This window comes from Bradyrhizobium sp. B025 (genome assembly GCF_042257955.1).
GTDB lineage: Bacteria > Pseudomonadota > Alphaproteobacteria > Rhizobiales > Xanthobacteraceae > Bradyrhizobium > Bradyrhizobium diazoefficiens.
This window is the reverse complement of record NZ_CP170150.1, coordinates 6931392-6952517: the sequence shown is the minus strand read 5'-3', so window position 1 is coordinate 6952517 and position 21126 is coordinate 6931392. Positions and strand designations below refer to the sequence as shown.

The following is a 21126-nucleotide window of genomic DNA, read 5'->3' as shown; positions in this document are numbered from 1 at the left end:
TACGCCGCGGCGGACACGACTCTGTGAGAAAACGCGGCCCGCGACCGCCCGGCTTGGCGAGGTGAGGAACTCCGCGCTAGATGAACCCGCGCGATCGACGATCGACTTAGAAAAGTGGTGGCTGGAGCTGGCCTGACAACATGCTGCGCGTCGTTTCCCTGACCCTCGTCACCCTGATCTCCGCGGCCGCCGCGGCCGAGCCGCAGGCCGGCGACGATCTCGCCATCTGCCGTGACCGCCAGGCGGAGCTCCAGGCCAGGGCGCAGGCCTGCGACAATCTGCTCAACGCCGACCGCCTCGCCGGCAAGGACAAGGCGATCGCGCTGTCCGTGCGCGGCAACACCCTGATCAACAAGCGCGACTACGCCCGCGCGATCGAGACCCTGTCCATGGCCGTCGATCTCGATCCGGACAACGTCATCGTTCTCAACCTGCGCGGCCTTGCCTATGAACGCTCGGGCAAGGACGACCTCGCGATGGCGGACTACAACCTCGCGCTCCAGAAGCGCCCGACCTACGGCGTCCCCTACAACAACCGCGGCGTCATCCATCTGCGCAGGGGCGCGCTGCAAAGCGCGCTCGACGATTTCAACCTGTCGATCAAGTACACGCCAAAATTCCTGCTCGGCTGGACCAATCGCGCCCGCGTGCGCACGCTGATGAAGGATTTCGACGGCGCGATCGCCGATTTCGCGGAGGCCGAGAAGATCGATCCGGCCGCGCCGCAGATCGCAGGCAACCGCTGCATCACCTGGGGCATGATGGGCAAGTACGACCAGGCCTTTGCCGATTGCAACGGCCTGATCGAGAAGCAGCCGAAGAACGTCTACGCAATCAACAACCGCGCCGATGTCAGCATGATGAAGGGCGACCTCGACGCCGCGCTGAAGGACTACAACTCGGCCATCCAGATCAACCCGAACAATGTCCGGGCACATTCAGGCCGCGGCCAGATCTACGAGCGCAGGAAAGATCTCGCCCAGGCCCGCGCCGACTACCGCGCGGCGGCCTATTCGCTGACGAAATTCGACGAACTCGACGTCGCGCGCGCCCGCGCCGTCGCGCAGGAGCGGCTCGCCGCGCTGACGCCGCAGGCGCCGGCCGGGGCGACCGGGCGCCGCGTCGCGCTGGTGATCGGCAACGGCGCCTACAAGAACGTGCACGCCCTGCCCAACCCGCCGCGCGACTCGAAGTTGATCGCAAACGCGCTGCGCGACGTCGGCTTCCAGACCGTGATATCGGTCAGCGACCTGACCCGCGACAAGTTCTTCGAAGCGCTGCAGACGTTCGCCGCCGAAGCGGAGAAGGCCGACTGGGCGGTGGTCTATTACGCCGGCCACGGATTCGAGATCGGCGGGGTGAACTACCTCGTTCCCGTCGACGCCAAGCTGGCCGCCGACAGGGATGCCGAGGCCCAGGCCGTCGCCCTCGAGCAGGTGATCGCCGCCGTCGGCGCCGCGCGAAAGGTGCGTCTGGTGATGCTGGATGCATGCCGCGACAATCCGTTCGCGCCGACCATGCAGCGGACGCTGTCGCTCAAGCTGGTCGACAAGGGCTTTTCCAACATCGAGCCCGGCGCGGGCTTCATGGTGGTCTACGCCGCCAAGCACGGTGAGACCGCGATGGACGGCGATGGCGGCACCGACAGCCCGTTCGCCACCGCGCTCGCCCGCGAGATCAAGGAGCCGCGCGTCGAGATCAGAAAGCTGTTCGACATCGTCCGCGACGACGTCTGGTCCGCCACCAGGCACGAGCAGCAGCCGTTCACCTACGGCTCGCCTCCGGGGCGCGAGGATTTCTATTTCGCCGCGGGGAAGTGACGAATTGAGTTGCAGAGCAACTCAATTCGTCATTCCGGAGCGACGCGAAGCATCGAACTATGGTGCGCAATTGCGCACCTGAGAATCTCGAGATTCCGGGTTCGGCTCTTCGAGCCGCCCCGGAATGACGGGGTAGGCAGGTGTCGTAGGGTGGGCAAAGCGAAGCGTGCCCACCATTTTTATTTCGTGTGTGGAGAGACGGTGGGCATGGCGCTTTGCGCCTTTGCCCACCCTATGGCATCGGAGTTTTAAACAACGATGCTCAACCTTTTCGCCGCGCGCGTGATCCCCGTGTACAGCCACCTGGCCCTCGAGTCCTGAAACGCAAAACTCTCGTCGAACAGCACGACGTCGTCCCATTGCGAGCCCTGCGACTTGTGCACGGTCAGCACGTAGCCGTAGTCGAACTCGTCATAGGGCTTGCGCTGTTCCCAGGCGATCTGCTCGACGCCGCCCTCGAAGCAGTCGGCGCGCACCGAGACCTTCGTCACCTTGTGGCCGAGATCCTCGTCCGGCGACAGCCGCATGGACAGGATGCGCGATTTTGAGCGCGAGGTGTTGCGCGACTTCACGCGCCACAGGCCGCCGTTGAACAGGCCCTTCTTACGGTTGTTGCGCAGGCACACCAGCTTGTCGCCGGCGACCGGAAAGGCGTCCTCGATGTTCTGGCGCTGGCGCACCCGCATGTTGTAGGCGCGGCGGGTGTTGTTGCGGCCGACCAGGACCTGGTCGGCGCCCATGACGCGATCGGGATCGAGCTCCTTGCGCGACACCACCTCGCTCTCGCCGTAGCGGCCGATGTCGAGCTCGCGGCCTTCGCGGACGTCCATCGACATCCGCACGATCGGATCGTCCTGCGCCTGGCGGTGCACCTCGGTCAGCATCGCGTCGGGCTCGGTGTTGGTGAAGAAGCCGCCGCCCTGGATCGGCGGCAGCTGCGCGGGATCCCCTAGCACCAGCAGCGGACAGTCGAACGACATCAGGTCGCGGCCCAGTTCGGCATCGACCATCGAGCATTCGTCGATCACGATCAGCTTGGCCTTGGACGCGGGCGCGTCGTCCCACAATTCGAAGCTCGGCTGCTCCTCGCCGGATTCGCGGGCGCGGTAGATCAGCGAGTGGATGGTGGAGGCCTCGTCGCAACCCTTGTTGCGCATCACCAGCGCGGCCTTGCCGGTGAAGGCGGCGAACTTCACCTCGCCGTCGACGCCCTCGGCGATGTGCCGCGCCAGCGTGGTCTTGCCGGTGCCGGCAAAGCCGAACAGGCGGAACACCGGCGGCGTGCCGCCCCGGCCGGGCTTGGCCTTGAGCCAGTCGCCGACGGCCTTGAGAGCGGCATCCTGATGCGGGGTGAAAGTGGCCATGTCTGTCTTGAGGAGGGGCGAGCCGAAGCGATTCGCCATCCCCCAAAACTAACCATTCGCCCCGCCGGTTCAAGCGGGGCGGGCTATCCTATTGCCAGCCGGGAACGCCGCGCATGTCGGGCAGATGGTGGGCGATGCCCTTGTGGCAGTCGATGCAGGTCTTTTCCCCCGTGAACAGGAAGCGCTGGTGCGCCACCGAGGCCCGCGGCGACTGCTTGGTGATGTCCATGGAATCGGCGCTGTGGCAGTTGCGGCACTCGAGCGAATCGTTGGCCTTGAAGCGCGCCCATTCATGCGCCGCCAGCTCGAGCCGGTGGTCCAGGAATTTCTCGCGGGTGTCGATCGTGCCGAAGATCTTGCCCCAGACCTCCTTGGAGGCCTGCATCTTGCGCGCGATCTTGTCGGTCCAGTTGTGCGGCACGTGGCAGTCCGGGCAGGTCGCGCGCACGCCGGAGCGGTTGCTGAAGTGGATGGTCGACTTCAGCTCGGCAAAGACGTTGTCCTTCATCTCGTGGCAGCCGGTGCAGAACTTCTCGGTGTTGGTCAATTCCAGCGCGGTGTTGAAGCCGCCCCAGAAGATCACGCCGGCCGCAAAGCCTGCCAGCACCAGCACGCCGAGTCCGAACACCGAGCTCGGACGGATCAGCACCTGCCAGAGCTCGCGCGCGAAATCCCAGCTTCGCGCGACGAAGCCGCGCTTGGCTTTTGCCTCGTCAGCGGTCGTCGTCATCGGCGGCCACCTGGGCTTGCGCGCGACAGCAGCGTGTCGATGTCGGTGAAATCGTTGCTGACGGGCGGGGTCGCGGTGTTCTGCGGCACGTGGCATTCCGTGCAGAAGAAGCGCCGCGGCGAGATCGAGGCCAGGAACTGGCCGTCGCGGTCCATGAAATGCGTGATCGAGACCATCGGCGCCTGCGATTCCGCGGTGCGCGCCCGCGCGTGGCACGACAGGCATTTGTTGCCGTTGAGGTCGACCTGGTAGCCGTCGATCGTGTGCGGGATCACCGGCGGCTGCTCCGGATAATTGCGCACCTCCCGCTCGGAGGTGTTGCGGTTCGGCAGCATCGGCGGCGCCGGCCCCTCGTCATTGAGCGGGGCCGGGCCGCGCAGGCCCGACGTCACCGTCTGCGCGGTCAGCGAGCTCGCGCCCGCGGCGATCGCGACCGCAAGCAATGCGATTCCAACTCGTTTCATCATGACACGTTCACCCGCTCGATGCGCACGGCGCATTTCTTGAAGTCGGTTTGCAGCGAGATCGGATCGGTGGCGTCCAGCGTCACCTTGTTGATCAGCTTGGATTCGTCGAACCACGGCACGAAGACGAGGCCACGCGGCGGCCGGTCGCGGCCGCGCGTCTCGACGCGGACGCGGATGAAGCCGCGGCGGGACACCACCTTCACCTCGTCGCCGCGCCGGATCTTCGCCTCCTGCGCATCGTCCGGATGCATGAAGCAGACGGCCTCGGGGAAGGCCTTGTAGAGCTCCGGCACGCGGCGCGTCATGGTGCCGGAATGCCAGTGCTCCAGCACGCGGCCGGTCGAGAGCCAGAACGGATATTCGCCGTCGGGCGATTCCGCCGCCGGCTCGTAAGGCAGCGCGAAGATGCGCGCCTTGCCGTCCGGATAGCCGTAGAACTGCACGTCGGTGCCCTGCTTGACGTAGGGATCGCTGCCCTCGCGGAAACGCCATCTCGTTTCCTGGCCGTTGACGACAGGCCAGCGTAGGCCGCGCTCTTTGTGATAGGCGTCGAACGGCGCGAGGTCATGGCCGTGGCCGCGGCCGAACGAGGCATATTCCTCGAACAGGCCCTTGTGCACGTAGAAGCCGAACGCCTTGGACTCGTCGTTGAGATAGCCCTGCTCGATGTCGGAGACCGGGAACTTGTCGACCTGGCCGTTCTTGTAGAGCACGTCGAACAGCGTCTTGCCGCGCACCTCCGGCTTCTTGGCGATCAACTCCTCGGGCCAGACCTCCTCGATCTTGAAGCGCTTGGAGAATTCCATGAGCTGCCAGAGATCGGACTTCGACTCGCCCGGGGCAGGGACGAGCTGATGCCAGAACTGCGTCCGCCGCTCGGCATTGCCATAGGCGCCTTCCTTCTCGACCCACATCGCGGTGGGCAGGATCAGGTCGGCCGCGAGTGCGGTGACTGACGGATAGGCATCCGAGACCACGATGAAATTGTCGGGATTGCGGAAGCCCGGATAGGTCTCCTCGTTGGCGTTGGGGCCGGCCTGGAGGTTGTTGTTGACCTGCACCCAATAGGCGTTGATCAGGCCGTCCTTCAGCATCCGGCTTTGCAGCACGGCATGTGCGCCGGGCTTGTCGGGAATGGTGCCCTCGGGCAGCTGCCAGATGTGCTCGGCCTTGGTGCGGTGTTCCTTGTTGGTGACGACCATGTCCGCGGGCAGGCGGTGCGAGAAGGTGCCGACCTCGCGCGCGGTGCCGCAGGCCGAGGGCTGGCCGGTCAGCGAGAACGGGCTGTTGCCGGGCGAGGAGATCTTTCCGGTCAGAAGATGGATGTTGTAGACGAGGTTGTTGCACCAGACGCCGCGGGTGTGCTGGTTGAAGCCCATGGTCCAGAACGAGACCACCTTGGTCTTGGGATCGGCATAGAGCTCGGCCAGCGCCTCCAGCCGGTTGAGCGGCACGCCGGACATCTCGGCCGCCTTCTCCAGCGTGTACTCCGACACGAACTTGACGTACTCGTCGTAGCTCATGTCCGTGGAGTCGTTGGCCTTCGCCGCGCCCGTCGCCTTCTTCTGCAGCGGATGCTCGGGCCGCAGGCCGTAGCCGATATCGGTCTGGCCGCGCCTGAACACGGTGTGGGCCGCGACGAAGTCCTTGTTGACGCGGCCGGTCTTGATGATGTGGTTGGCGATGGCGTTCAGCAAATAGAGATCGGTCTGCGGCTTGAACACCATGCCGATGTCGGCGAGGTCGAACGAGCGGTGCTCGAAGGTCGAGAGCACGGCGACGCGGACATGCGGCGCGGACAGCCGGCGGTCGGTCAGTCGCGTCCACAGGATGGGGTGCATCTCCGCCATGTTGGAGCCCCACAGCACGAAGGCGTCGGTGGCCTCGATGTCGTCATAGCAGCCGGGCGGCTCGTCGATGCCGAAGGTACGCATCATGCCGGCGACGGCCGAGGCCATGCAGTGCCGCGCGTTGGGGTCGATGTTGTTGGTGCGGAAGCCGGCCTTGAACAGCTTCGAGGCGGCATAGCCTTCCCAGATCGTCCACTGGCCGGAGCCGAACATAGCGACGCCGTTGGGGCCGCGCTTCTTCATCGCCTCCTTCCACTTCACCTCCATGATGTCGAAAGCTTCGGTCCAGGACACGGGCGTGAAGTCGCCATTCTTGTCATATTTGCCGTTCGCCTTGCGCAGCATCGGCTGTGTCAGGCGGTCGTGGCCGTACATGATCTTGGAGAGGAAGTAGCCCTTGACGCAATTGAGGCCGCGATTGACCTCGGCCTTGATGTCGCCGTGCGTCGCGACGACGCGGTTCTCCTTGGTCGCGACCATCACGGAGCAGCCGGTGCCGCAGAAGCGGCAGGCGGCCTTGTCCCATTTCAGTTCGCTCACCTCGCGCTCGGTGGCGAGGTTGGCGGCGAGCGCCGGCACCGGGAGGCCAGCGGCAGCGGCCGCGATCGCGGCGGCCTCGAGCTTCAGCATCTGGCGGCGGTCGAGCTTCGGCGATGTCATGATGGCTCTTCCTGACTCAGGCGGTTTCGATGGCGTGGAAGACGAGCGCCGCGGAATAGACGTGCGGCAGCGACTGGATGGTGTTGAGCATGGTGCCGAGGCTGCCGGCATCCGGCGCTTCGGTCACGACGATGAGCTTGCCGCGCGGATCGCGGCCATGGATCTCGCAGCCGGCAAGCGCAATGATCTCGGCCTCGACCTCGGCGAGGCGCTCGGGCCGCGCCTGCACGATGATGCTGGCGATCTCGGCGCCCGGCGGCGGCACGATGCGGTCGGCGCTGAGCACCCGGCCGGTGATCAAGGCGCGGCGGTTGAGCGTGGCTTTATTGAGTGAGGGTTGGGCCATGATGCCTGTCTTTCGCTCTTGGGGATCCTTGGGGATCAATGCGGGGAGGCTGGTGGGCCGGGAGGACCGGCAAACATCTGGTAGATCCAGACGCCAAGCCCGTAGGAGCCGACCGTTCCGACGGCGAGGACGGGCATCACGACCGCGGTCAGGAACAGGAAGGCGAAAATCTCCATGCGCCTACGGCGCACGCGCGAGGTCGTGTCGTCAGGGGCCGACATATTCGGTCTCTCTGAAATTTTGGGAATTGGGACGGCATCCGGGCCGTTACCTTGCTTTGCTTGTGCTGCAACCGCGGCGTCAACGCGTTGATCTGGATCAATCCGTCGATTTGCGAGGATGGTTGGGCCGTGACCACAACCGCAAGTTTGGGTTGTGCCCGGGCCGGCGCGATGCGAAACTTAGCTCTCGAACGGGGCAATGCGAGTTGTGAACCAGATGGGGCTCACGGCCATCGATCTCGGGTTTCGCGGCGCGGCGAGCGGCGTGTTCCTGTTGATCGTCCTCGTGGCGCTCCAGCGCCGCATTCCAAATCAGAACGCTTTGCTGGGCATGGCCATGTCCGCCGGGGGCGTGTTCTATGCGATCGTCACCGCGCCGTTCTTTCCCAAGGCGTCATGGTGGTGGACGTTGCCGATCCTGTCCGCGATGCCTGCCGTGTTCTGGTTGTGGGCCCGCGCGGCGTTTGACGACGATTTCGTGCTCAGGCGGTGGCATGGCGCCTTGTGGCTGGCCATCGTCGCCTTTGGATTTGCGCTGTCGCTCGGTTGGCCGCGATGGCCGACTCTGGCCAAGGGCGGCGGCAAGGTCCTTGCGATCGTGGCCCTGGTGCTGGCGCTCGCGGCCGCGGCCCAGACGGTCAAGACCTGGCGCGTGGATCTGGTGATGCGGCGGCGCCGGCTGCGGCTGGCAATGCTCGCCATCAATGTCGCGATGATCGGGCTCGTCGCCGTCGCGGGCTTCGCCGATATTCCGGTTGCCGCGCCCGGCGCGTCCGGCAGTCTTCCGACCGCGCTCAGCCTGTTCGTGGTGGCCATGCTTGCCGGCCTGGGCCTGTTCAGCGCACCGGCGGCGGTGGCCGTCGACGACGCCACGGCTGCGATCGCATCCGGCGAGGCGGGGAGACAGGCCCGGGTCGCCGATCGCGCCGCCGCGGGGCGGGTCATCGTCGACCCCCGGGTCGCCGTCGATCCCATCCTGCTCCGGCGCCTCGACCATCTGATGACCGTGGAACGAACCTACCGGCAGGAAGGTCTTGCGATCGGGACGCTCGCGGCGCGGCTCGACGTTCCCGAGCATCGGCTGCGCCAGGCGATCAACGAAGGGCTGGGCTATCGCAACTTCAATGCGTTCCTGAATCGCTATCGCATCGAGGATGCCAAGCTGGCGCTGTCCGACGTGACGCAGCGGGAAGTCCCGGTGCTGACCATCGCCATGGACGCGGGCTTCCAGTCGATCGGACCTTTCAATCGCGCTTTCAAGGCCGAAACCGGCGTGACCCCGACCGAATTCCGGCGCGAGGCGCTGAGCCGGCCGGGTAGGGCCGACATCAGCGAACTGCGTCGAGAAATCGGCTAGCCGATTTTTGGATTGGGCAAGAGGGCCGCGCCCCGATTGGGCAGACTGTCCGGCAGAAGCTTCTCGCCAGCCGGAATGAGCCCACCCATGTCTCCTTCGACCGCCGCCACCCCCACATCGGAACGGCTCCACGCTCTCGATGCGCTCAGGGGCGGCGCCTTGCTGCTCGGCATCGTCCTGCACGCGGCAATGTCGTTCGTGCCCGCCACGCCCCGTTTCTGGTTCATCCAGGACACCCATCCAAGCCTCCTCCTGGGCCTGCTGACCTTCACCATCCACGTCTTCCGGATGACGGCCTTCTTCCTGATGGCCGGTTTCTTTGCCCGCATGAGTTTCCATCGCCGGGCGAGCTGGGGCTTTGTTAGGGACAGGTTGCAGCGGATCGGGCTGCCGCTCGTGATCGGCTGGCCGATCGTGTTTACGCCGATGGCTCTGGTGGTCATCTGGGCCTCCGGCTTTCCCAATGGCGGTCCGACTCCCGGCGCGCGTGGCTGGCCGCCGGTGCTGCCGAATTTCCCCCTGGCCCATCTCTGGTTTCTCTACGTGCTGCTGGAGCTGTATGTCGCCATGCTGCTGCTGCGTGGCGCAATTGTCCGGCTTGATGCCTCCGGCACGCTGCGAACGGTCATCGACCGCCTCTTTGCGAGGATCATGCGAAATCCACTGGCTCCGCTGGTTCTGGCGATCCCGATCGGCATCGCGTTCTGCCTCGACCAACGATGGATCAATGTGATGGGGGTGAGGACGCCGGATCAATCGCTCGTCACCAACGCGCAGGCCTGGATCGGCTTCGGCACCGCATTTGGCGTCGGCTGGCTGCTGCATCGGCAGGTCGATCTGCTGCGGCTTCTCGAGCGGCGCTGGCTCCCGCACCTCCTGCTCGCGGTCGGCCTGATCCTGATCAGCTTCGTGCTCTCAGGTGTGATGCTGTCCGCGCCGGGTGCGCCGAAACTGCCGGTCAGCTTCGCCACGCTCAGGCTTGTCTCCGCCACCCTGTATGCCCCGGCGATATGGATATCGACCTTCGCGGTCCTCGGTCTCGCGCTCCGCTTCATGTCCGGCTTCAGCCCGACTTGGCGTTACCTCGCCGATGCGTCCTACTGGCTCTATCTGATCCACATGCCGATCGTGATGGCGCTACAAGTTGCGGTGTCGCAGCTCGACTGGTCCGGGCCGATCAAGTTCGCCATCATTCTCGCCGTCGCGCTTCCTCCGATGCTGGCGAGCTATCATCTGCTGGTGCGCTTCACCTTCATCGGTGTGGTCCTGAACGGCCGCCGCGCACCACGCGAAGCGGCGGCTGTCGTTGCGGTGGAAGGCTCCGCCGCGCAATAACGCCGGATGCGTTGAGGGGACCGTTCTCCCGCACGGCGGAATTGCTGCTCCGTAGACAGCGCCGCCCCGCTCACTAAGATGAGCGCAACAAAGAATAATGCGGGAGAGCGGCGCCATGAAGTTCGGCATCTTCTACGAGCTGCAACTGCCGCGGCCATGGGTCGCCGGGGACGAGCTGAAGCTCTATCAGAACGCGCTCTCGCAGATGGAACTCGCCGACAAGCTCGGCTACGACCATGCCTGGGTCGTCGAGCATCACTTCCTCGAGGAATATTCGCACTCGCCGTCACCGGAATCGTTCCTGGCGGCGGCGAGCCAGCGCACGCAAAAGATCCGGCTCGGCCACGGCATCCTCCAGCTCACCACCAATCACCCGGCGCGCGTCGCCGAGCGTGTCGCGGTGCTCGACCTGCTCTCCAACGGCCGCTGCGAATTCGGCATGGGCGAGAGCGCCTCGATCACCGAGCTGGAGCCATTCGGCCGCGACATGGAGACCAAGAAGGAGGTGTTCGAGGAGGCCGTAGCCGCGATCTTCCCGATGTTCAGGGACGCGGGAAGCGAGCATCACGGCAAATATTTCGACATCCCCTTGCGCAACGTGGTGCCGAAGCCGGTGCAGAAGCCGCATCCGCCGCTGTGGATGGCCTGCTCGCAGCTTCCGACCATCGAGCGCGCCGGCCGTCACGGCTTCGGCGCGCTCGGCTTCCAGTTCGTCAGCGCCGACGCCGCCCATGCCTGGGTGCACGCCTATTACAACGCCATGACCAAGCGGCTGCACAAGCTTGCGGACTACGAGATCAACCCGAACATGGCGCTGGTGTCGTTCTTCATGTGCGCGAAGACCGACGAGGAGGCGCGCGCCCGCGCCGACGGCGCCACCTTCTTCCAGTTCGCGCTGCGCTTCTATGGCGCCGCGCAGAACCGCCAGCGGCCCGCGCCCTACACCGTCAATATGTGGGACGAGTACAACAAGTGGAAGCGCGACAATCCAGAGGCCCAGGAGGCGGCGCTGCGCGGCGGCCTGATCGGCTCGCCGGAGACGATCCGCAAGAAGCTCAGGCGCTTCCAGAGCTCGCATATCGACCAGGTCATCCTGCTCAACCAGGCCGGCAAGAACAGCCACGAGCACATCTGCGAATCGCTCGAATTGTTCGGCCGGGAGGTGATGCCGGAGTTCCAGAACGATCCCGCCCAGGCCGCCTGGAAGAGGAGCGTCATGAGCGGCGAAATCAAGCTGGAAGAGATCGACACCCAGGCCTTCACCGACCGCTACGGCAAGCTCGCCGTCAACGTCGCCCCGGCGAGAGCGGCGGCCGCGGGATAGGGGGCACGTTTGACGTCGGCCATGCCCTTATTGGCGGGGCGGGGCCTCCGCATGGGGCCAAGCGCCCACTCCTGCGCTGTCGCAACCTTTGCTGGTCGATCATCTCATCGAAACCCTTAGGATGCAGACGATCGTTAACCGTATGATGGGTTCAAGATCCTGTTTGCGCGGGAGGATATGCCGGTCGGGACCGCAATAGTCCGTGCTTGATCTCGCTCAAGGGCTCTGTTTGGATATTTTCGTTCGCCAATTCGAATTTCGGGTCATCGTAGTGAAGCTGAGAAATGGATACCGTTGCTCATGACGGCTCGTTCACCGGAAAGCATCGCGACCGTCCACCGCGCTGGCGTCGGCAATCGGTTGCTGGCGGCGTTGCCGCCGGCGGATCTCGGCTTGCTCACGCCCCACTTCCAGAAGGTCTCGTTCGAACCCGATACCGTCCTGGTGCGGTCGGGCGATGAGCTCGACCCGGTTTTCTTTCCCCATAGCGGTGCAATCGCCTTCATGCTCGACATGCCGGACGGGCAAACGGTTGCAACCACGTTGATCGGACGGGAAGGCGCCCTGGCCTCGTTCTCCGCGCTCGGCCCGTCGCTGTCATCGGTGACCGCGGTTGCTCGTGTGGCCGGCACGGCATCGCAGATCTCCGCCGCCAGGTTTCGGGCCGCCTATGCGCGAAGCGAGGCCATCAGGAATGTCGTGCAGGTCCACGTCCGCGCGTTGCTGTTGCAGCTTCAGCACGTCGCGGCCTGCAACGCGCTGCACCTGGTGGATGGCCGCATGGCGCGGTGGCTCCTGCAGCTCCACGATCGCGTTCCCAGTGACCTCCTCCCGGTGACGCAGGAGGCGCTCGCGCAGTTGCTCGGGGTGCGGCGGACGACGGCGACGCTGACGATGAGCAAGCTGCGCGCGGCCGGCGCCGTCCCGTCCGACCGGCGCGGGTTTGTAGAGATCGACCGGGCGCGGCTCGAGCGCGTTGCATGCGATTGTTATGCGCTGATGCAGGACAAGATCGATCGGATGTATTGCCAGGAATTGGCGGCGCCGCAGCCTGCCCTTGCGCCATTCCCGGAAACAACCGCGGCAGTCAAGGCGCAGATGAGGTCCGCTGCGCCCCGTCAATGAGGACACGCTCTGGACGGTTCGGCGTCTACCACGCCGGAGCGAGCTTGCGCCGTCGCGCCGCGATCTCATGCGGGCTCCCCGCCCTGCTCGATCATGAACGGTGGGCTGCAACTGGGCCAGACCCCGTGCCGATTTACACGCAATCTGCGCCTTTCTGCGGTTTCTTGTGACCGGATGGAATCAGCCCTTCGCGCCAGAGCCCCTCAGGGTGTCCCACGCGGCCCGACTTGCTTGATCGAACGACTTGCGGGACTCTGCCAACGCCGCGCTTAGCACGGACCAGGACTCGCTGCCCGCCTGCTTCAGCTTCTGGAGACGTGCTTCCGCTTGGGACGCGTCAGACTTCAGCTGCTTGAGCGCGGCATCGAGATCGGTGATCCGCGCTCCGGCCACTTTGCCGGCCGCCTCACGGAATCGATTCGCGGCCTCGTGCCACGCCTTGCCCTGCGCCGCTGCGATGTCTTTGAACGTGGCCTGCTGCTGCTCGATCTGCTTGCCGGCGCTCTCAAAATAGGTCTTCATCTGCGCTTCGAAGCCGATCCAGTGCTCTTCGAGATCGGGTTTGGTGCGCGCCCAGGCTGCTTCGCCGGCTTCCGCTTGCGTCTTGAGGTGCGCCTGAAATTCATCCCGCCTCTTTTTAAGATCGGCGATGAGCTGCTCTGCCTTCACCTTGGACTCCGCCTTGGCCTCCGTCGCCTTCACCTCAAACGAAGCCAATGCAGCATCCATCTCGTCGATTCGCTCCTTGGCCGAATTGAGGTAAAAATGCATGCTGCTGTGCTCTGACATGACCTATCTCCATTGATTAGCGCATGCGCTGGCGATCATCACATGGCTTCATCGTTCTCGACTTTGAACCTGCGTCAAGCGACTCGTTGCGTCTGCGTCCGAAGCGACGTCATCTCAAGCAGCGACATGAGGAAGGAGCATTGACGTTCCAGATGAAGCTGATTTCTTGCCTATCGCGTCCTTGAGACTGCGGGACGGGTTATCCAACTTGGACGCCGCGTAGAACTCGAGTGGCTCTGCCACCTTGGCATGAGGCGGCAATACGTCCTCGTTGAACGCGTGCTCGCACTTGCGCAGAGCGACGGACATTTTCCGGTCTCCGCCAAGATCAAGTGGCCTGCCATTTCTCATACCATGCTGTAGAGTGCGTCCGCGCACGCCGATATGCTGGACGGCCAGGCCGCTGGATTCGTCGATGTCACCGTCGATTGCGTCTGATGCCATGTCGTGCACTTTCCGTGTTGCGCGCGCGGATCGCCTCACTGTGGGGACAGCCATGAGGCGACCGCCGCGGGCCTACGCCGCCGTCCAGCCGCCATCGATCGCGAGATTGGCGCCGGTGATCTGCGCGGCCTCGTTACTGCACAGAAAAAGTGCGAGCGAAGCCACCTGTTCGACAGTGACAAATTCCTTGGTGGGTTGGGCCGCGAGCAGCACGTCGCTGATGACCTCATCTCTTCTCATCTTGCGTGCATTCATCGAGTTCGGGATCTGCTTTTCCACCAGCGGGGTCCAAACATACCCGGGGCTGATGCAGTTGCAGGTGATCTTCGAACGCGCAAGCTCCAGCGCGACGGTCTTGGTCAGGCCGGCGATCCCGTGCTTGGCTGCGACGTAGGCTGACTTGAACGGCGAAGCTACACGCGAATGCGCCGAAGCCGTCGTGATGATCCGGCCCCAGCCACGCTTCTTCATGCCCGGCACCGCCGCACGGATTGCATGGAATGCGGCGGATAGATTGATGGCGATGACCGCATCCCATTTCTCGAGCGGAAACTCTTCGATTGGAGAGACGTGCTGGACGCCGGCATTGTTGACGAGGATATCCACGGCCCCGAACGTCGCTTCACCCAGCGCGATCAGCCCGGCGATTTCGCTTGGCTTCGCCATGTCCGCGGGCGAATAGATCGCCTTGACGGCGAACTCGCTTTCGATTGCCAAGCGCTCCTTCTCGACATCGGCCGCCTCGCCCTTTCCGTTTAGCACGATGTTTGCGCCGGCACCTGCGAAGGCACGCGCACATGCGAGGCCGATGCCGCTCGTCGAGCCGGTCACGATCGCAGTTTTGCCCTTAATAACCATCTCAGTCACTTTGCTCCGTGTGTTGCGCCAGCTGGCGAAGCCTCGCGGTTCAGGCGCGAGTTGGTTTGTGGATTTCCGATCAGGTGACCAGACTTCGTTTTGAAGCCCGGAACGGACGCCGCGCTGGCTCTTGCAGATAGTCATGGGCCACTCTGCCCAGTCCCAGCGTGAGGTCTGCACGGATGTGAAGCGCCGAGACGATCTCCAGAACGGGCAGATCAGCGACCGGCGCCAAGGCGTGCGGTGTCAGGGAGAGAGCCGCGGGTCCGGTCCAGGCGCCCTTCAACGCGATCTGCTCGAGGCGATATTCAACGAGCTCGCAGATGCGCGGGCTGCCATCGACATGCGGGATGATCTTGAGCAGAAAATTCGGCTCCTCGAGCGCGGCCTTGACCTGGCCAAGATCGGCTTCGCGGTGCTTGTAGCCCATCGTGCCCGTCGCCACCCGCAAGGGCCCGTAGTCGAGCGTACCGATCAGCGTGTCGATCTCGGTCCGCAATGTCGGCTGGCCGAGCTTTTTCGGAAAGCCCCAGAGCTCGCGTCCCCCGGCAATCGGTCCTTCGTCGTTGAGGAACATGCAGTGGTTGTAGCCGCCCGTGTGGCCACGGAACGAGACCGGAATGACCTGGCCGCTTTCCGTGTAGTCGCCGAAGCCATTCGAATCTGGCATGCGGATGAATTCATACTTGACGAGCGGGTTGCGGTCATCGAGTTCCAGCGGTTCGGGCACCACAGCGCGCAGCCTTGCCGGGTCGGTGCGATAGGTGATGATCAGGTACTCGCGATCCACAAACCGGTAAGGGCCCGGCGGATAGGCCGGGCTGGTGAGCGGCATCGCAAAGGCGCGCTTGCGCACATCGTTCTCACGCATGGGGTTCTCCGTGCATCAAATCAGCGCTCTATTCACGGCCATCGTGCTCTAGATCGAATGTGAAAACTCCGTCCGGGGTGACCGGGCGTGCGAGCACCTCGGGATGACGCAAGGTGCGAAGCGCATCGTGGTAGCCGGCGCGCCAATGGTCTTGCATCGAAAGGCGGGAGAACTCGTAGTCCTTGGAGTGGCCTTCGTGGTTGCGCGCCCGATAGATCAGGTGAACGATGTTGTAGACGTTGGGAGACACCGCGGTGTTCAGGAGCTTCACATCCTCGTGCTCCCTGAGTTCTTCGGGAATCCGGTCCAGGAGCGTCGTGAGCGCACGTCGCAGGCGCTGCACGTGCTTGAACTGGTCGGTGCTCGCGCGCGTGCGACTGGAATATTGAATTTCCTTCTGACGCGTGACGACCTCGGGCAGATTGCCCGGAAGCTGCCCCTTCGCGCTCCAGAGATCGACCTGAAACGCCAACATGTCCTGCGGCACACCCCCATCGATCACCCATTGCAGCGGCGTATTGGAGACAAGGCCGCCGTCCCAGTAATGCTCGCCCTCGATCTCCACGGCGGGAAAGCCCGGTGGCAGCGCGCCGCTTGCCATGATGTGCTCTGGGCGAATCGTGTGGGTGCTGTTGTCGAAATAGACGAAATTGCCCGTTCTCACGTTGACTGCTCCTGCACTGAACCGCGTCATCCCCGCGTTGATGCGATCGAAGTCAATCAGGCGCTCCAGCGTGCTCTTCAACGCGCCGGTGTCGTAGAAGCTGGTTGCTTCGGTCGTGCCGCCGGCGTGGAGCCATGGCAGGAGGGGGCGCGCGGAGAAGAACCCGTTTGCGCCGCATGCCGCGGCAAGGCCCGCGCTCATCTGGTTGAGGATATTGCGCGCATTCTCGTTGCGCGCATCGAGAAACGGGTTTCCGGTCCAGTCCCAAGGTGCAGTCGAAGTTACCTGCGTCCAGAAATCGCGCAGCCGATCAACACGTGACTCGGCCGGGTTGCCCGCGATGATCGCGGCATTGATCGCGCCGATGGAAATGCCGGCAACCCAATCGGGGTGGATGCCAGCTTCCGCCAGCGCCTCGTACACCCCTGCCTGGTAGGCGCCGAGAGCGCCGCCGCCTTGCAACAGCAGGGCTATGCAATCGAATGGCAGCCGCCGTTGGGTGGCCGGCAGGTGTGATCGGGGCTGGAAATTCATGACTGGTCTTGCTCTCGGGTGTGGGATGATCGAGCCGGCGTTGCGGAAGCCGCGATGACCGTTCGCTAAAACAAACTATACGGTATAGTGTATATATTGCGCGTTAATGTGCAACTCACGAGATCGTGCTTCAGTGGCGCGCTGTCACGTTCGTGGCTAGCGCTGAGTTGACCGCTGTCCGACCTTGGGTGGCTCGAGCATCACTTCCTTCAGGTGATCGCTGGTCGCGATGACGACCACGAAGTTGAGCTTGCCATCCTGTTTCATCAACCCGCCAGCGAGCGCCTGTCCGTCCGCCGCGCTTTCCGCGACCCGCACCGCGTCCGACAACTCCTGCTTGATCCACTTCAGGGCTATGATGTTGGCGAGATCCGCGCGATCGAGCTCCTTGAGCGATGACGCGATCTCCCTTTGCGATACCCTTCCGGTGTTCGCATCTATGACATTCTCAAAGACCCGCTCGTTCTTGATCGTGCGCACGCGGTAGACCGGCGGACCGGATATCTCGAAGCTGATGTCTGCGGTCCTCGACCCATCGTGCAGACCCTCCGCAATCGCCATGGCCTGTCCGATCGGGACCTTCGTGGTGTGGAACTGCTCCAACACGCGGCGAATGGCCGCCTCCTCGACGTTGCCCTGCGCGGTCGCGCTTTGCTGTTCGGCGTCGGTAGGGACCTGCGTGACGCCGGCCAGAGCACCGGTGCCGGCGAGGGCCGCGGAACAAACGATGAGGGCAAACAGCTGCTTCTTTGGCATCGCGCATAATCCTGTGGTGTTCTTCATGATCGGTGGTCTAGTTCGGCACGAAGGCGTACCGGCTGATCTGGAAGCCCGGATGCCGAGCCGATCGCCACAACTTTCGAGGCCGCGCCGGAGCGAGCTTGTGCCGTCGCGCCGCGATCCGATGCGGGCTCCCCCGCCCTGCTTGGTCATGAAGGGCGGGCTGTAACTGGGCCAGGCTCTCGCGAACGCGTAGATCGGCCGCCGCCGCGTTACCGTCATCGTCGCGCACAACGGCGCCGCCGACTTCAGTTTCGGGCAACTGCGGTGGAGCCTGGGCGATATCGTGCTCGGCGGGCGCGGGACGCAGTCCGAACCCGTTGGTGTCGATGACGGCCGCTTCGGGTCCCCTCCGCTCCGAGTGGATCCGGATCGGCGGCAACGCAGAATGCTGCTCCGTGAGCCGGCTCGGCGAAGGTGCGGGCAACACCCAGTCGGCCGCCAGAAGCAGCAGGAGCAGCGCCCCTCCAGCGGAGAGAAAATACGCCCGCAGGGGCATCTCGGGCTCGACGACGGCGCTCGCACGTCGCGACAGGACAGACTTCCTGCTCACGGCCTGTTCCCAGACATGAAATGATTCCGTCTCGTTTTCAGAAGCTCGTGGGCCGCGGGTGCCGGCACGCGCGTTCGGCGTCGAGATAGCCGCGCTCGTCGAGCCATTCGATCGGGCAATAGGCCATCGCCTTCGGGTCGATCACGTGCCCGTCGCGCTTGAGGGCCGCTCGCGTGCCGGTGCGTCCGCTCCAGACCGAAGAGCCGGTGGCCGGCTCTACGTCCATGACGTCGAACACTTCGATGAAGTTGAGCATGTCGAACGTCCAGGATGCTCACGCGGCGGGCGGGGAAGGGGGCTCGACGCCTTCAAGCGCGACGCCTCTGCGGACGAGTTCGGATTCGATCGCGTCGAAGATGGACTCGACCGGCGCGAGCCACACCGTGACCCAGCAGATGATGCAATCGCGAGCAAGCAACAGCCCTGACGTCATGCGCGGCCCCTCCGGCTGGCCGCATGCCGCACCGGCGCGGGTTCGCCGACGGCGAGCGCGTGCACCCAGGCGAGCACCGAAATGGTGAGACCCAGCAGCAGGCTCACGCCCACGAGCGACACGGCCACCATCAGATTGAGCGAGGCGACGGCAATCCCGGGCCAGGGATTTTCCCGCACGAGCGCCAGGAACAGGCTTGACATCTTCGGTCTCCTAAATAAACTACACCGTATATTTCATATACAGCGCGGATCGCGGGATGTGTCAAGAGCCGAGACTCACAAGCCCGTGTTCGTCCTGGTCGGGCGAGGGGACTTCGGAGTGAGGCCAAGGTTCCCTTTGAAAGCAGATGCCTCAACTTGAGAAAGGATTCGATATGTTCAAGAACCGGTTGGTGCTCGCACTCCTGGTGCTCGTTGCGTCGGGCGCCGCTGCGTTCGCGCAGGAGGACCGCGGCACGGCTGAGCAGAGAGCGGCGTGCACGTCTGACGCGTTTCGCCTGTGCGCCGGCTACATCCCCGATCCCACCAATGTGGAAGCTTGTCTCAGGCAAAGAAAGTCGGACCTGAGCGAAGCCTGCAGAGCCGTGTTCGACCATGCAGCCGCTGCGGCTTCGGTCAGGACCGTCGGGTCGCACCGATAGCGCGGCGCAAGGAATGAGGAACGATCGTATGAATACGATATATGCGCCTGCTTTCGCCGCGTTCGGAGGCTCGGCCTTCGGAGCGATTTCCACGATCGTGACGGGATGGATGTCCCGGCGCCGCAGACTCCGCGAGCGCCATCAGGCGCACGCGGTGTCGAAGCGCGAGAAGCTCTATCGCAGCTTCATTGAGGAGGCGTCCCGACTTTACGCGGACGCGCTCACCAGCGACAAATCCGAGATCCCGGCATTGGTGAACTTGTATGCGCTTATCGGGCGCATGCGGATTCTGTCCGAGGATGAGGTGGTCCATGCCGCAGAGCGGGCTGGCCGGCTGATCATCGAGACCTACCTTGCCCCGAACACCCCGTTCGTCGACCTGCCGGGCTTCCTGGAGGAGATGGATCCGTTGCGTGAATTCGGCGAAGCCTGCCGGCGTGAGATGCACGCGATTCCGTTGCGTTGAGGCCGAGCATGCTGAAGGCGCAGACGACCCGCCAGACTGGATTGTCCTGCACGCGTGAACGAATCGTGCAGGCTGCAATCCGCTTGTACCGGGAGATCGGGTACCGGAAAACCACGGTTGCCGACGTCGCTCGCGACGCTTCAATGTCCCCCGCAAATCTCTACCGGTTCTATCCCTCCCGCCGGGCGCTCGAGGAGGCCGTCGTGACGGAGCTGCTCGACGAGGTGTTGGCGGCGGCCGCAAGTGCAGCGCGAAGCGGCCGCTCGGGCCTGGAGCGCCTGAATGCAACGTTTGGCGCGATCTCCCGGCTGCATGAAGACCGGCTGGCAAACGATGTCCGCTTGCACGAACTGGTGGTGGCCGCAGGACAGGCGAACTGGCTGGCCAGCCTGTCTCATGCGGATCGGCTTCGTGGTGTCGTGCGGTCGATCATCGCGGCGGGGCAGGTGAGCGGGGAGTTCCGCGGCGGGAGCCCGATGGCGCTCGCCTGCTGCCTGCTGGACGCGATGGATGCTTACCTCAACCCCTCCCGTGTCAAGGCGACCGCCCTTCGGCCAACGTTCGACGAGATGATGCGCTTTTGCGCGGGGGCGCTTTGCAGCGCCGCGTTCGCTGGCCCGGCGCCCCATCAACTCATCAACGTTCAGGCCAGTATGCGCTACAAACCCGCCTGTTAAACCCGACGCTCGATTGGCTCACGGCGTCCAGTCTGCCTCACAGGCCGCAAGGAAGAAGCCGACGCGTTCGCGCATGAAGGACGGCAGCTCCCGTCTCAGCTCCTTCGGTGTTTCCCCGACCAGCGAGCGAAATAGCATCGGCAGCAGGATCAGATCCAGGAAGATCTGAGCGGTGGCAAGGCTTCGCTTGCCGCCGAAGGGCCCCTTTGGAGCGCGCGCCAGCTTCTGCGTCGCTTCATTCAAGAGTTGGGAAACGGCGTTGACGGAGCGATCGCGCGCGGCGTCGTGGACGTTGCGGCTCAACTCGGGAAAACGCTGCGCTTCAGCGATCGTGGCGCGAACCATGCCCAACGATTCCTCGATGAGCTTTTCCACGATGGTGGTGCCGAGGTTCGAGAGCTTGTCATGAAGGGTGCGGCCCTCGGCCTCGACGCCTTCGAAATCCGTCAGCCTGCTGATGGTGCGGGCCACCACCGCCGCGAACAGTGCCTCCTTGCCGGGGAAGTGCGCGTAGATGGTCGGCTTGCTCGCCGGCGCCAGCTCGGAGATGTCGTCGATGCTGGCGCTACGATAGCCCTTCTCGAGAAAAAGCTGCTGGGCTGCGTCAAGGATCCGGACCTGGACGTCGCCGGCAAGGTCTTTGGTCGGTCTGCCCCGTTTCGGGGTGCTCTTCTTGGTCATCCGTCGATCCTCCAGTCACGAGTCTGTGCGCGCGCAGATCGCACTTGACATGGCGGGCCGGAAAAGGCAACAAAAAGAAAATATACGGTATAGTTTATTTAGTCGCCGCGATGTCCATCAGGACCCGCGGCGGC

25 protein-coding genes are annotated in these 21126 nt (G+C 64.2%); 8 read left to right on the top strand and 17 right to left on the bottom strand.

Translation table 11 applies throughout. The annotated features are described in order from the left end of the window. The first annotated feature begins 140 nt into the window (after positions 1–140). Complete coding sequence (locus tag ACE10W_RS32730; RefSeq protein ID WP_304548227.1) at positions 141–1820, top strand: tetratricopeptide repeat protein; 1680 nt, start codon at positions 141–143, stop codon at positions 1818–1820. Between the two features lie 248 nt (positions 1821–2068). Here the strand turns inward: ACE10W_RS32730 and ACE10W_RS32725 are convergent, their stop codons facing one another. The 6 genes from ACE10W_RS32725 to napE form a co-directional block, all read right to left on the bottom strand. Then, positions 2069–3184, bottom strand: a complete 1116-nt coding sequence (locus ACE10W_RS32725; protein ID WP_028173081.1) for an ATP-dependent RecD-like DNA helicase — start codon at positions 3182–3184, stop codon at positions 2069–2071. 88 nt (positions 3185–3272) lie between these two features. Then, positions 3273–3914, bottom strand: a complete 642-nt coding sequence (locus ACE10W_RS32720; protein WP_028173082.1) for a NapC/NirT family cytochrome c — start codon at positions 3912–3914, stop codon at positions 3273–3275. After that, entirely contained in the window at positions 3911–4381 is a 471-nt protein-coding gene (locus ACE10W_RS32715) for a nitrate reductase cytochrome c-type subunit (protein ID WP_304548226.1), read from the bottom strand. The genes ACE10W_RS32720 and ACE10W_RS32715 overlap by 4 nt, the downstream gene beginning before the upstream one ends. Further along, the gene (napA, locus tag ACE10W_RS32710; RefSeq protein ID WP_011089775.1) at positions 4378–6891 is read right to left on the bottom strand and encodes a nitrate reductase catalytic subunit NapA; all 2514 of its coding nucleotides are present in this window, start codon (positions 6889–6891) and stop codon (positions 4378–4380) included. The genes ACE10W_RS32715 and napA overlap by 4 nt, the downstream gene beginning before the upstream one ends. Positions 6892–6907: 16 nt before the next feature. Beyond that, entirely contained in the window at positions 6908–7237 is a 330-nt protein-coding gene (locus ACE10W_RS32705) for a chaperone NapD (protein WP_271554081.1), read from the bottom strand. Positions 7238–7272: 35 nt separating this feature from the next. Continuing rightward, complete coding sequence (gene napE, locus ACE10W_RS32700) at positions 7273–7458, bottom strand: periplasmic nitrate reductase, NapE protein (RefSeq protein WP_011089773.1); 186 nt, start codon at positions 7456–7458, stop codon at positions 7273–7275. Positions 7459–7675: 217 nt separating this feature from the next. On the opposite strand from napE, the gene ACE10W_RS32695 reads away from it, so the two are divergent. The 4 genes from ACE10W_RS32695 to ACE10W_RS32680 all read left to right on the top strand — a co-directional run bounded on the left by ACE10W_RS32695 (position 7676) and on the right by ACE10W_RS32680 (position 12599). Further along, the gene (locus tag ACE10W_RS32695) at positions 7676–8815 is read left to right on the top strand and encodes a helix-turn-helix domain-containing protein (protein WP_304548225.1); all 1140 of its coding nucleotides are present in this window, start codon (positions 7676–7678) and stop codon (positions 8813–8815) included. Between the two features lie 87 nt (positions 8816–8902). Beyond that, on the top strand, positions 8903–10150 hold the full coding sequence (locus ACE10W_RS32690) for an acyltransferase family protein (protein ID WP_304548224.1): 1248 nt from the start codon (positions 8903–8905) through the stop codon (positions 10148–10150). Positions 10151–10265: 115 nt separating this feature from the next. Further along, entirely contained in the window at positions 10266–11474 is a 1209-nt protein-coding gene (locus ACE10W_RS32685; RefSeq protein ID WP_028173087.1) for an LLM class flavin-dependent oxidoreductase, read from the top strand. Between the two features lie 300 nt (positions 11475–11774). Then, complete coding sequence (locus ACE10W_RS32680; protein ID WP_028173088.1) at positions 11775–12599, top strand: Crp/Fnr family transcriptional regulator; 825 nt, start codon at positions 11775–11777, stop codon at positions 12597–12599. Positions 12600–12779: 180 nt separating this feature from the next. Here ACE10W_RS32680 and ACE10W_RS32675 read toward each other — a convergent pair whose 3' ends face one another. The 10 genes from ACE10W_RS32675 to ACE10W_RS32630 form a co-directional block, all read right to left on the bottom strand. Further along, positions 12780–13388: a hypothetical protein gene (locus ACE10W_RS32675; protein ID WP_304548223.1), complete on the bottom strand. Its 609-nt coding sequence runs from the start codon at positions 13386–13388 to the stop codon at positions 12780–12782. A gap of 114 nt (positions 13389–13502) precedes the next feature. Next, positions 13503–13832 (bottom strand): hypothetical protein, encoded by a 330-nt coding sequence (locus ACE10W_RS32670; protein ID WP_028173090.1) that lies wholly within the window; start codon positions 13830–13832, stop codon positions 13503–13505. Between the two features lie 72 nt (positions 13833–13904). After that, complete coding sequence (locus tag ACE10W_RS32665; RefSeq protein WP_304553901.1) at positions 13905–14690, bottom strand: 3-hydroxybutyrate dehydrogenase; 786 nt, start codon at positions 14688–14690, stop codon at positions 13905–13907. Positions 14691–14769: 79 nt separating this feature from the next. Further along, positions 14770–15561 carry an acetoacetate decarboxylase gene (locus tag ACE10W_RS32660; protein WP_304548221.1) on the bottom strand — a complete coding sequence of 264 codons (792 nt, stop codon included), beginning with the start codon at positions 15559–15561 and terminating at the stop codon, positions 14770–14772. A gap of 28 nt (positions 15562–15589) precedes the next feature. Next, entirely contained in the window at positions 15590–16759 is a 1170-nt protein-coding gene (locus ACE10W_RS32655) for a DUF3734 domain-containing protein (RefSeq protein ID WP_161536501.1), read from the bottom strand. Between the two features lie 156 nt (positions 16760–16915). Further along, positions 16916–17542: a PepSY domain-containing protein gene (locus ACE10W_RS32650; RefSeq protein WP_236842129.1), complete on the bottom strand. Its 627-nt coding sequence runs from the start codon at positions 17540–17542 to the stop codon at positions 16916–16918. Between the two features lie 10 nt (positions 17543–17552). Continuing rightward, positions 17553–18092: a hypothetical protein gene (locus tag ACE10W_RS32645; RefSeq protein WP_304548220.1), complete on the bottom strand. Its 540-nt coding sequence runs from the start codon at positions 18090–18092 to the stop codon at positions 17553–17555. A 37-nt stretch (positions 18093–18129) separates the two neighbouring features. Further along, positions 18130–18348 (bottom strand): hypothetical protein, encoded by a 219-nt coding sequence (locus ACE10W_RS32640; protein ID WP_028173096.1) that lies wholly within the window; start codon positions 18346–18348, stop codon positions 18130–18132. Between the two features lie 18 nt (positions 18349–18366). Beyond that, positions 18367–18525 (bottom strand): hypothetical protein, encoded by a 159-nt coding sequence (locus ACE10W_RS32635; protein WP_165448173.1) that lies wholly within the window; start codon positions 18523–18525, stop codon positions 18367–18369. Continuing rightward, a complete protein-coding gene (locus tag ACE10W_RS32630; RefSeq protein ID WP_028173097.1) occupies positions 18522–18728 on the bottom strand; it encodes a hypothetical protein in 207 nt (68 codons plus the stop codon). The genes ACE10W_RS32635 and ACE10W_RS32630 overlap by 4 nt, the downstream gene beginning before the upstream one ends. Before the next feature lie 173 nt (positions 18729–18901). Between ACE10W_RS32630 and ACE10W_RS32625 the strand changes: the two genes are divergently transcribed. The 3 genes from ACE10W_RS32625 to ACE10W_RS32615 are packed head-to-tail and all read left to right on the top strand — an operon-like array spanning position 18902 to position 20311. Further along, positions 18902–19168, top strand: coding sequence for a hypothetical protein (locus ACE10W_RS32625; RefSeq protein ID WP_039187265.1), 267 nt, complete (start codon positions 18902–18904; stop codon positions 19166–19168). 28 nt (positions 19169–19196) lie between these two features. Continuing rightward, complete coding sequence (locus ACE10W_RS32620) at positions 19197–19634, top strand: hypothetical protein (protein ID WP_049832451.1); 438 nt, start codon at positions 19197–19199, stop codon at positions 19632–19634. 8 nt (positions 19635–19642) lie between these two features. Next, positions 19643–20311: a TetR/AcrR family transcriptional regulator gene (locus ACE10W_RS32615; protein WP_304548219.1), complete on the top strand. Its 669-nt coding sequence runs from the start codon at positions 19643–19645 to the stop codon at positions 20309–20311. 18 nt (positions 20312–20329) lie between these two features. Here ACE10W_RS32615 and ACE10W_RS32610 read toward each other — a convergent pair whose 3' ends face one another. Beyond that, positions 20330–20992: a TetR/AcrR family transcriptional regulator gene (locus tag ACE10W_RS32610; protein WP_304548218.1), complete on the bottom strand. Its 663-nt coding sequence runs from the start codon at positions 20990–20992 to the stop codon at positions 20330–20332. Positions 20993–21126: the final 134 nt, after the last annotated feature.

What these genes read in the sequence shown, in the direction of transcription:
- napA (WP_011089775.1), bottom strand. Translation starts at nt 6,891, where the DNA reads ATGACATCGCCGAAGCTCGACCGCCGCCAGATGCTGAAGCTCGAGGCC.
- ACE10W_RS32650 (WP_236842129.1), bottom strand. Translation starts at nt 17,542, where the DNA reads ATGAAGAACACCACAGGATTATGCGCGATGCCAAAGAAGCAGCTGTTT.
- ACE10W_RS32725 (WP_028173081.1), bottom strand. Translation starts at nt 3,184, where the DNA reads ATGGCCACTTTCACCCCGCATCAGGATGCCGCTCTCAAGGCCGTCGGC.
- ACE10W_RS32655 (WP_161536501.1), bottom strand. Translation starts at nt 16,759, where the DNA reads ATGAATTTCCAGCCCCGATCACACCTGCCGGCCACCCAACGGCGGCTG.
- ACE10W_RS32670 (WP_028173090.1), bottom strand. Translation starts at nt 13,832, where the DNA reads ATGGCATCAGACGCAATCGACGGTGACATCGACGAATCCAGCGGCCTG.
- ACE10W_RS32615 (WP_304548219.1), top strand. Translation starts at nt 19,643, where the DNA reads ATGCTGAAGGCGCAGACGACCCGCCAGACTGGATTGTCCTGCACGCGT.
- ACE10W_RS32665 (WP_304553901.1), bottom strand. Translation starts at nt 14,690, where the DNA reads ATGGTTATTAAGGGCAAAACTGCGATCGTGACCGGCTCGACGAGCGGC.
- ACE10W_RS32690 (WP_304548224.1), top strand. Translation starts at nt 8,903, where the DNA reads ATGTCTCCTTCGACCGCCGCCACCCCCACATCGGAACGGCTCCACGCT.
- ACE10W_RS32695 (WP_304548225.1), top strand. Translation starts at nt 7,676, where the DNA reads ATGGGGCTCACGGCCATCGATCTCGGGTTTCGCGGCGCGGCGAGCGGC.
- ACE10W_RS32610 (WP_304548218.1), bottom strand. Translation starts at nt 20,992, where the DNA reads ATGACCAAGAAGAGCACCCCGAAACGGGGCAGACCGACCAAAGACCTT.
- ACE10W_RS32620 (WP_049832451.1), top strand. Translation starts at nt 19,197, where the DNA reads ATGAATACGATATATGCGCCTGCTTTCGCCGCGTTCGGAGGCTCGGCC.
- ACE10W_RS32705 (WP_271554081.1), bottom strand. Translation starts at nt 7,237, where the DNA reads ATGGCCCAACCCTCACTCAATAAAGCCACGCTCAACCGCCGCGCCTTG.
- ACE10W_RS32675 (WP_304548223.1), bottom strand. Translation starts at nt 13,388, where the DNA reads ATGTCAGAGCACAGCAGCATGCATTTTTACCTCAATTCGGCCAAGGAG.
- ACE10W_RS32660 (WP_304548221.1), bottom strand. Translation starts at nt 15,561, where the DNA reads ATGCGTGAGAACGATGTGCGCAAGCGCGCCTTTGCGATGCCGCTCACC.
- ACE10W_RS32730 (WP_304548227.1), top strand. Translation starts at nt 141, where the DNA reads ATGCTGCGCGTCGTTTCCCTGACCCTCGTCACCCTGATCTCCGCGGCC.
- ACE10W_RS32680 (WP_028173088.1), top strand. Translation starts at nt 11,775, where the DNA reads ATGACGGCTCGTTCACCGGAAAGCATCGCGACCGTCCACCGCGCTGGC.
- ACE10W_RS32715 (WP_304548226.1), bottom strand. Translation starts at nt 4,381, where the DNA reads ATGATGAAACGAGTTGGAATCGCATTGCTTGCGGTCGCGATCGCCGCG.
- ACE10W_RS32685 (WP_028173087.1), top strand. Translation starts at nt 10,266, where the DNA reads ATGAAGTTCGGCATCTTCTACGAGCTGCAACTGCCGCGGCCATGGGTC.
- ACE10W_RS32625 (WP_039187265.1), top strand. Translation starts at nt 18,902, where the DNA reads ATGTTCAAGAACCGGTTGGTGCTCGCACTCCTGGTGCTCGTTGCGTCG.
- ACE10W_RS32720 (WP_028173082.1), bottom strand. Translation starts at nt 3,914, where the DNA reads ATGACGACGACCGCTGACGAGGCAAAAGCCAAGCGCGGCTTCGTCGCG.
- ACE10W_RS32640 (WP_028173096.1), bottom strand. Translation starts at nt 18,348, where the DNA reads ATGCTCAACTTCATCGAAGTGTTCGACGTCATGGACGTAGAGCCGGCC.
- napE (WP_011089773.1), bottom strand. Translation starts at nt 7,458, where the DNA reads ATGTCGGCCCCTGACGACACGACCTCGCGCGTGCGCCGTAGGCGCATG.
- ACE10W_RS32630 (WP_028173097.1), bottom strand. Translation starts at nt 18,728, where the DNA reads ATGTCAAGCCTGTTCCTGGCGCTCGTGCGGGAAAATCCCTGGCCCGGG.
- ACE10W_RS32635 (WP_165448173.1), bottom strand. Translation starts at nt 18,525, where the DNA reads ATGACGTCAGGGCTGTTGCTTGCTCGCGATTGCATCATCTGCTGGGTC.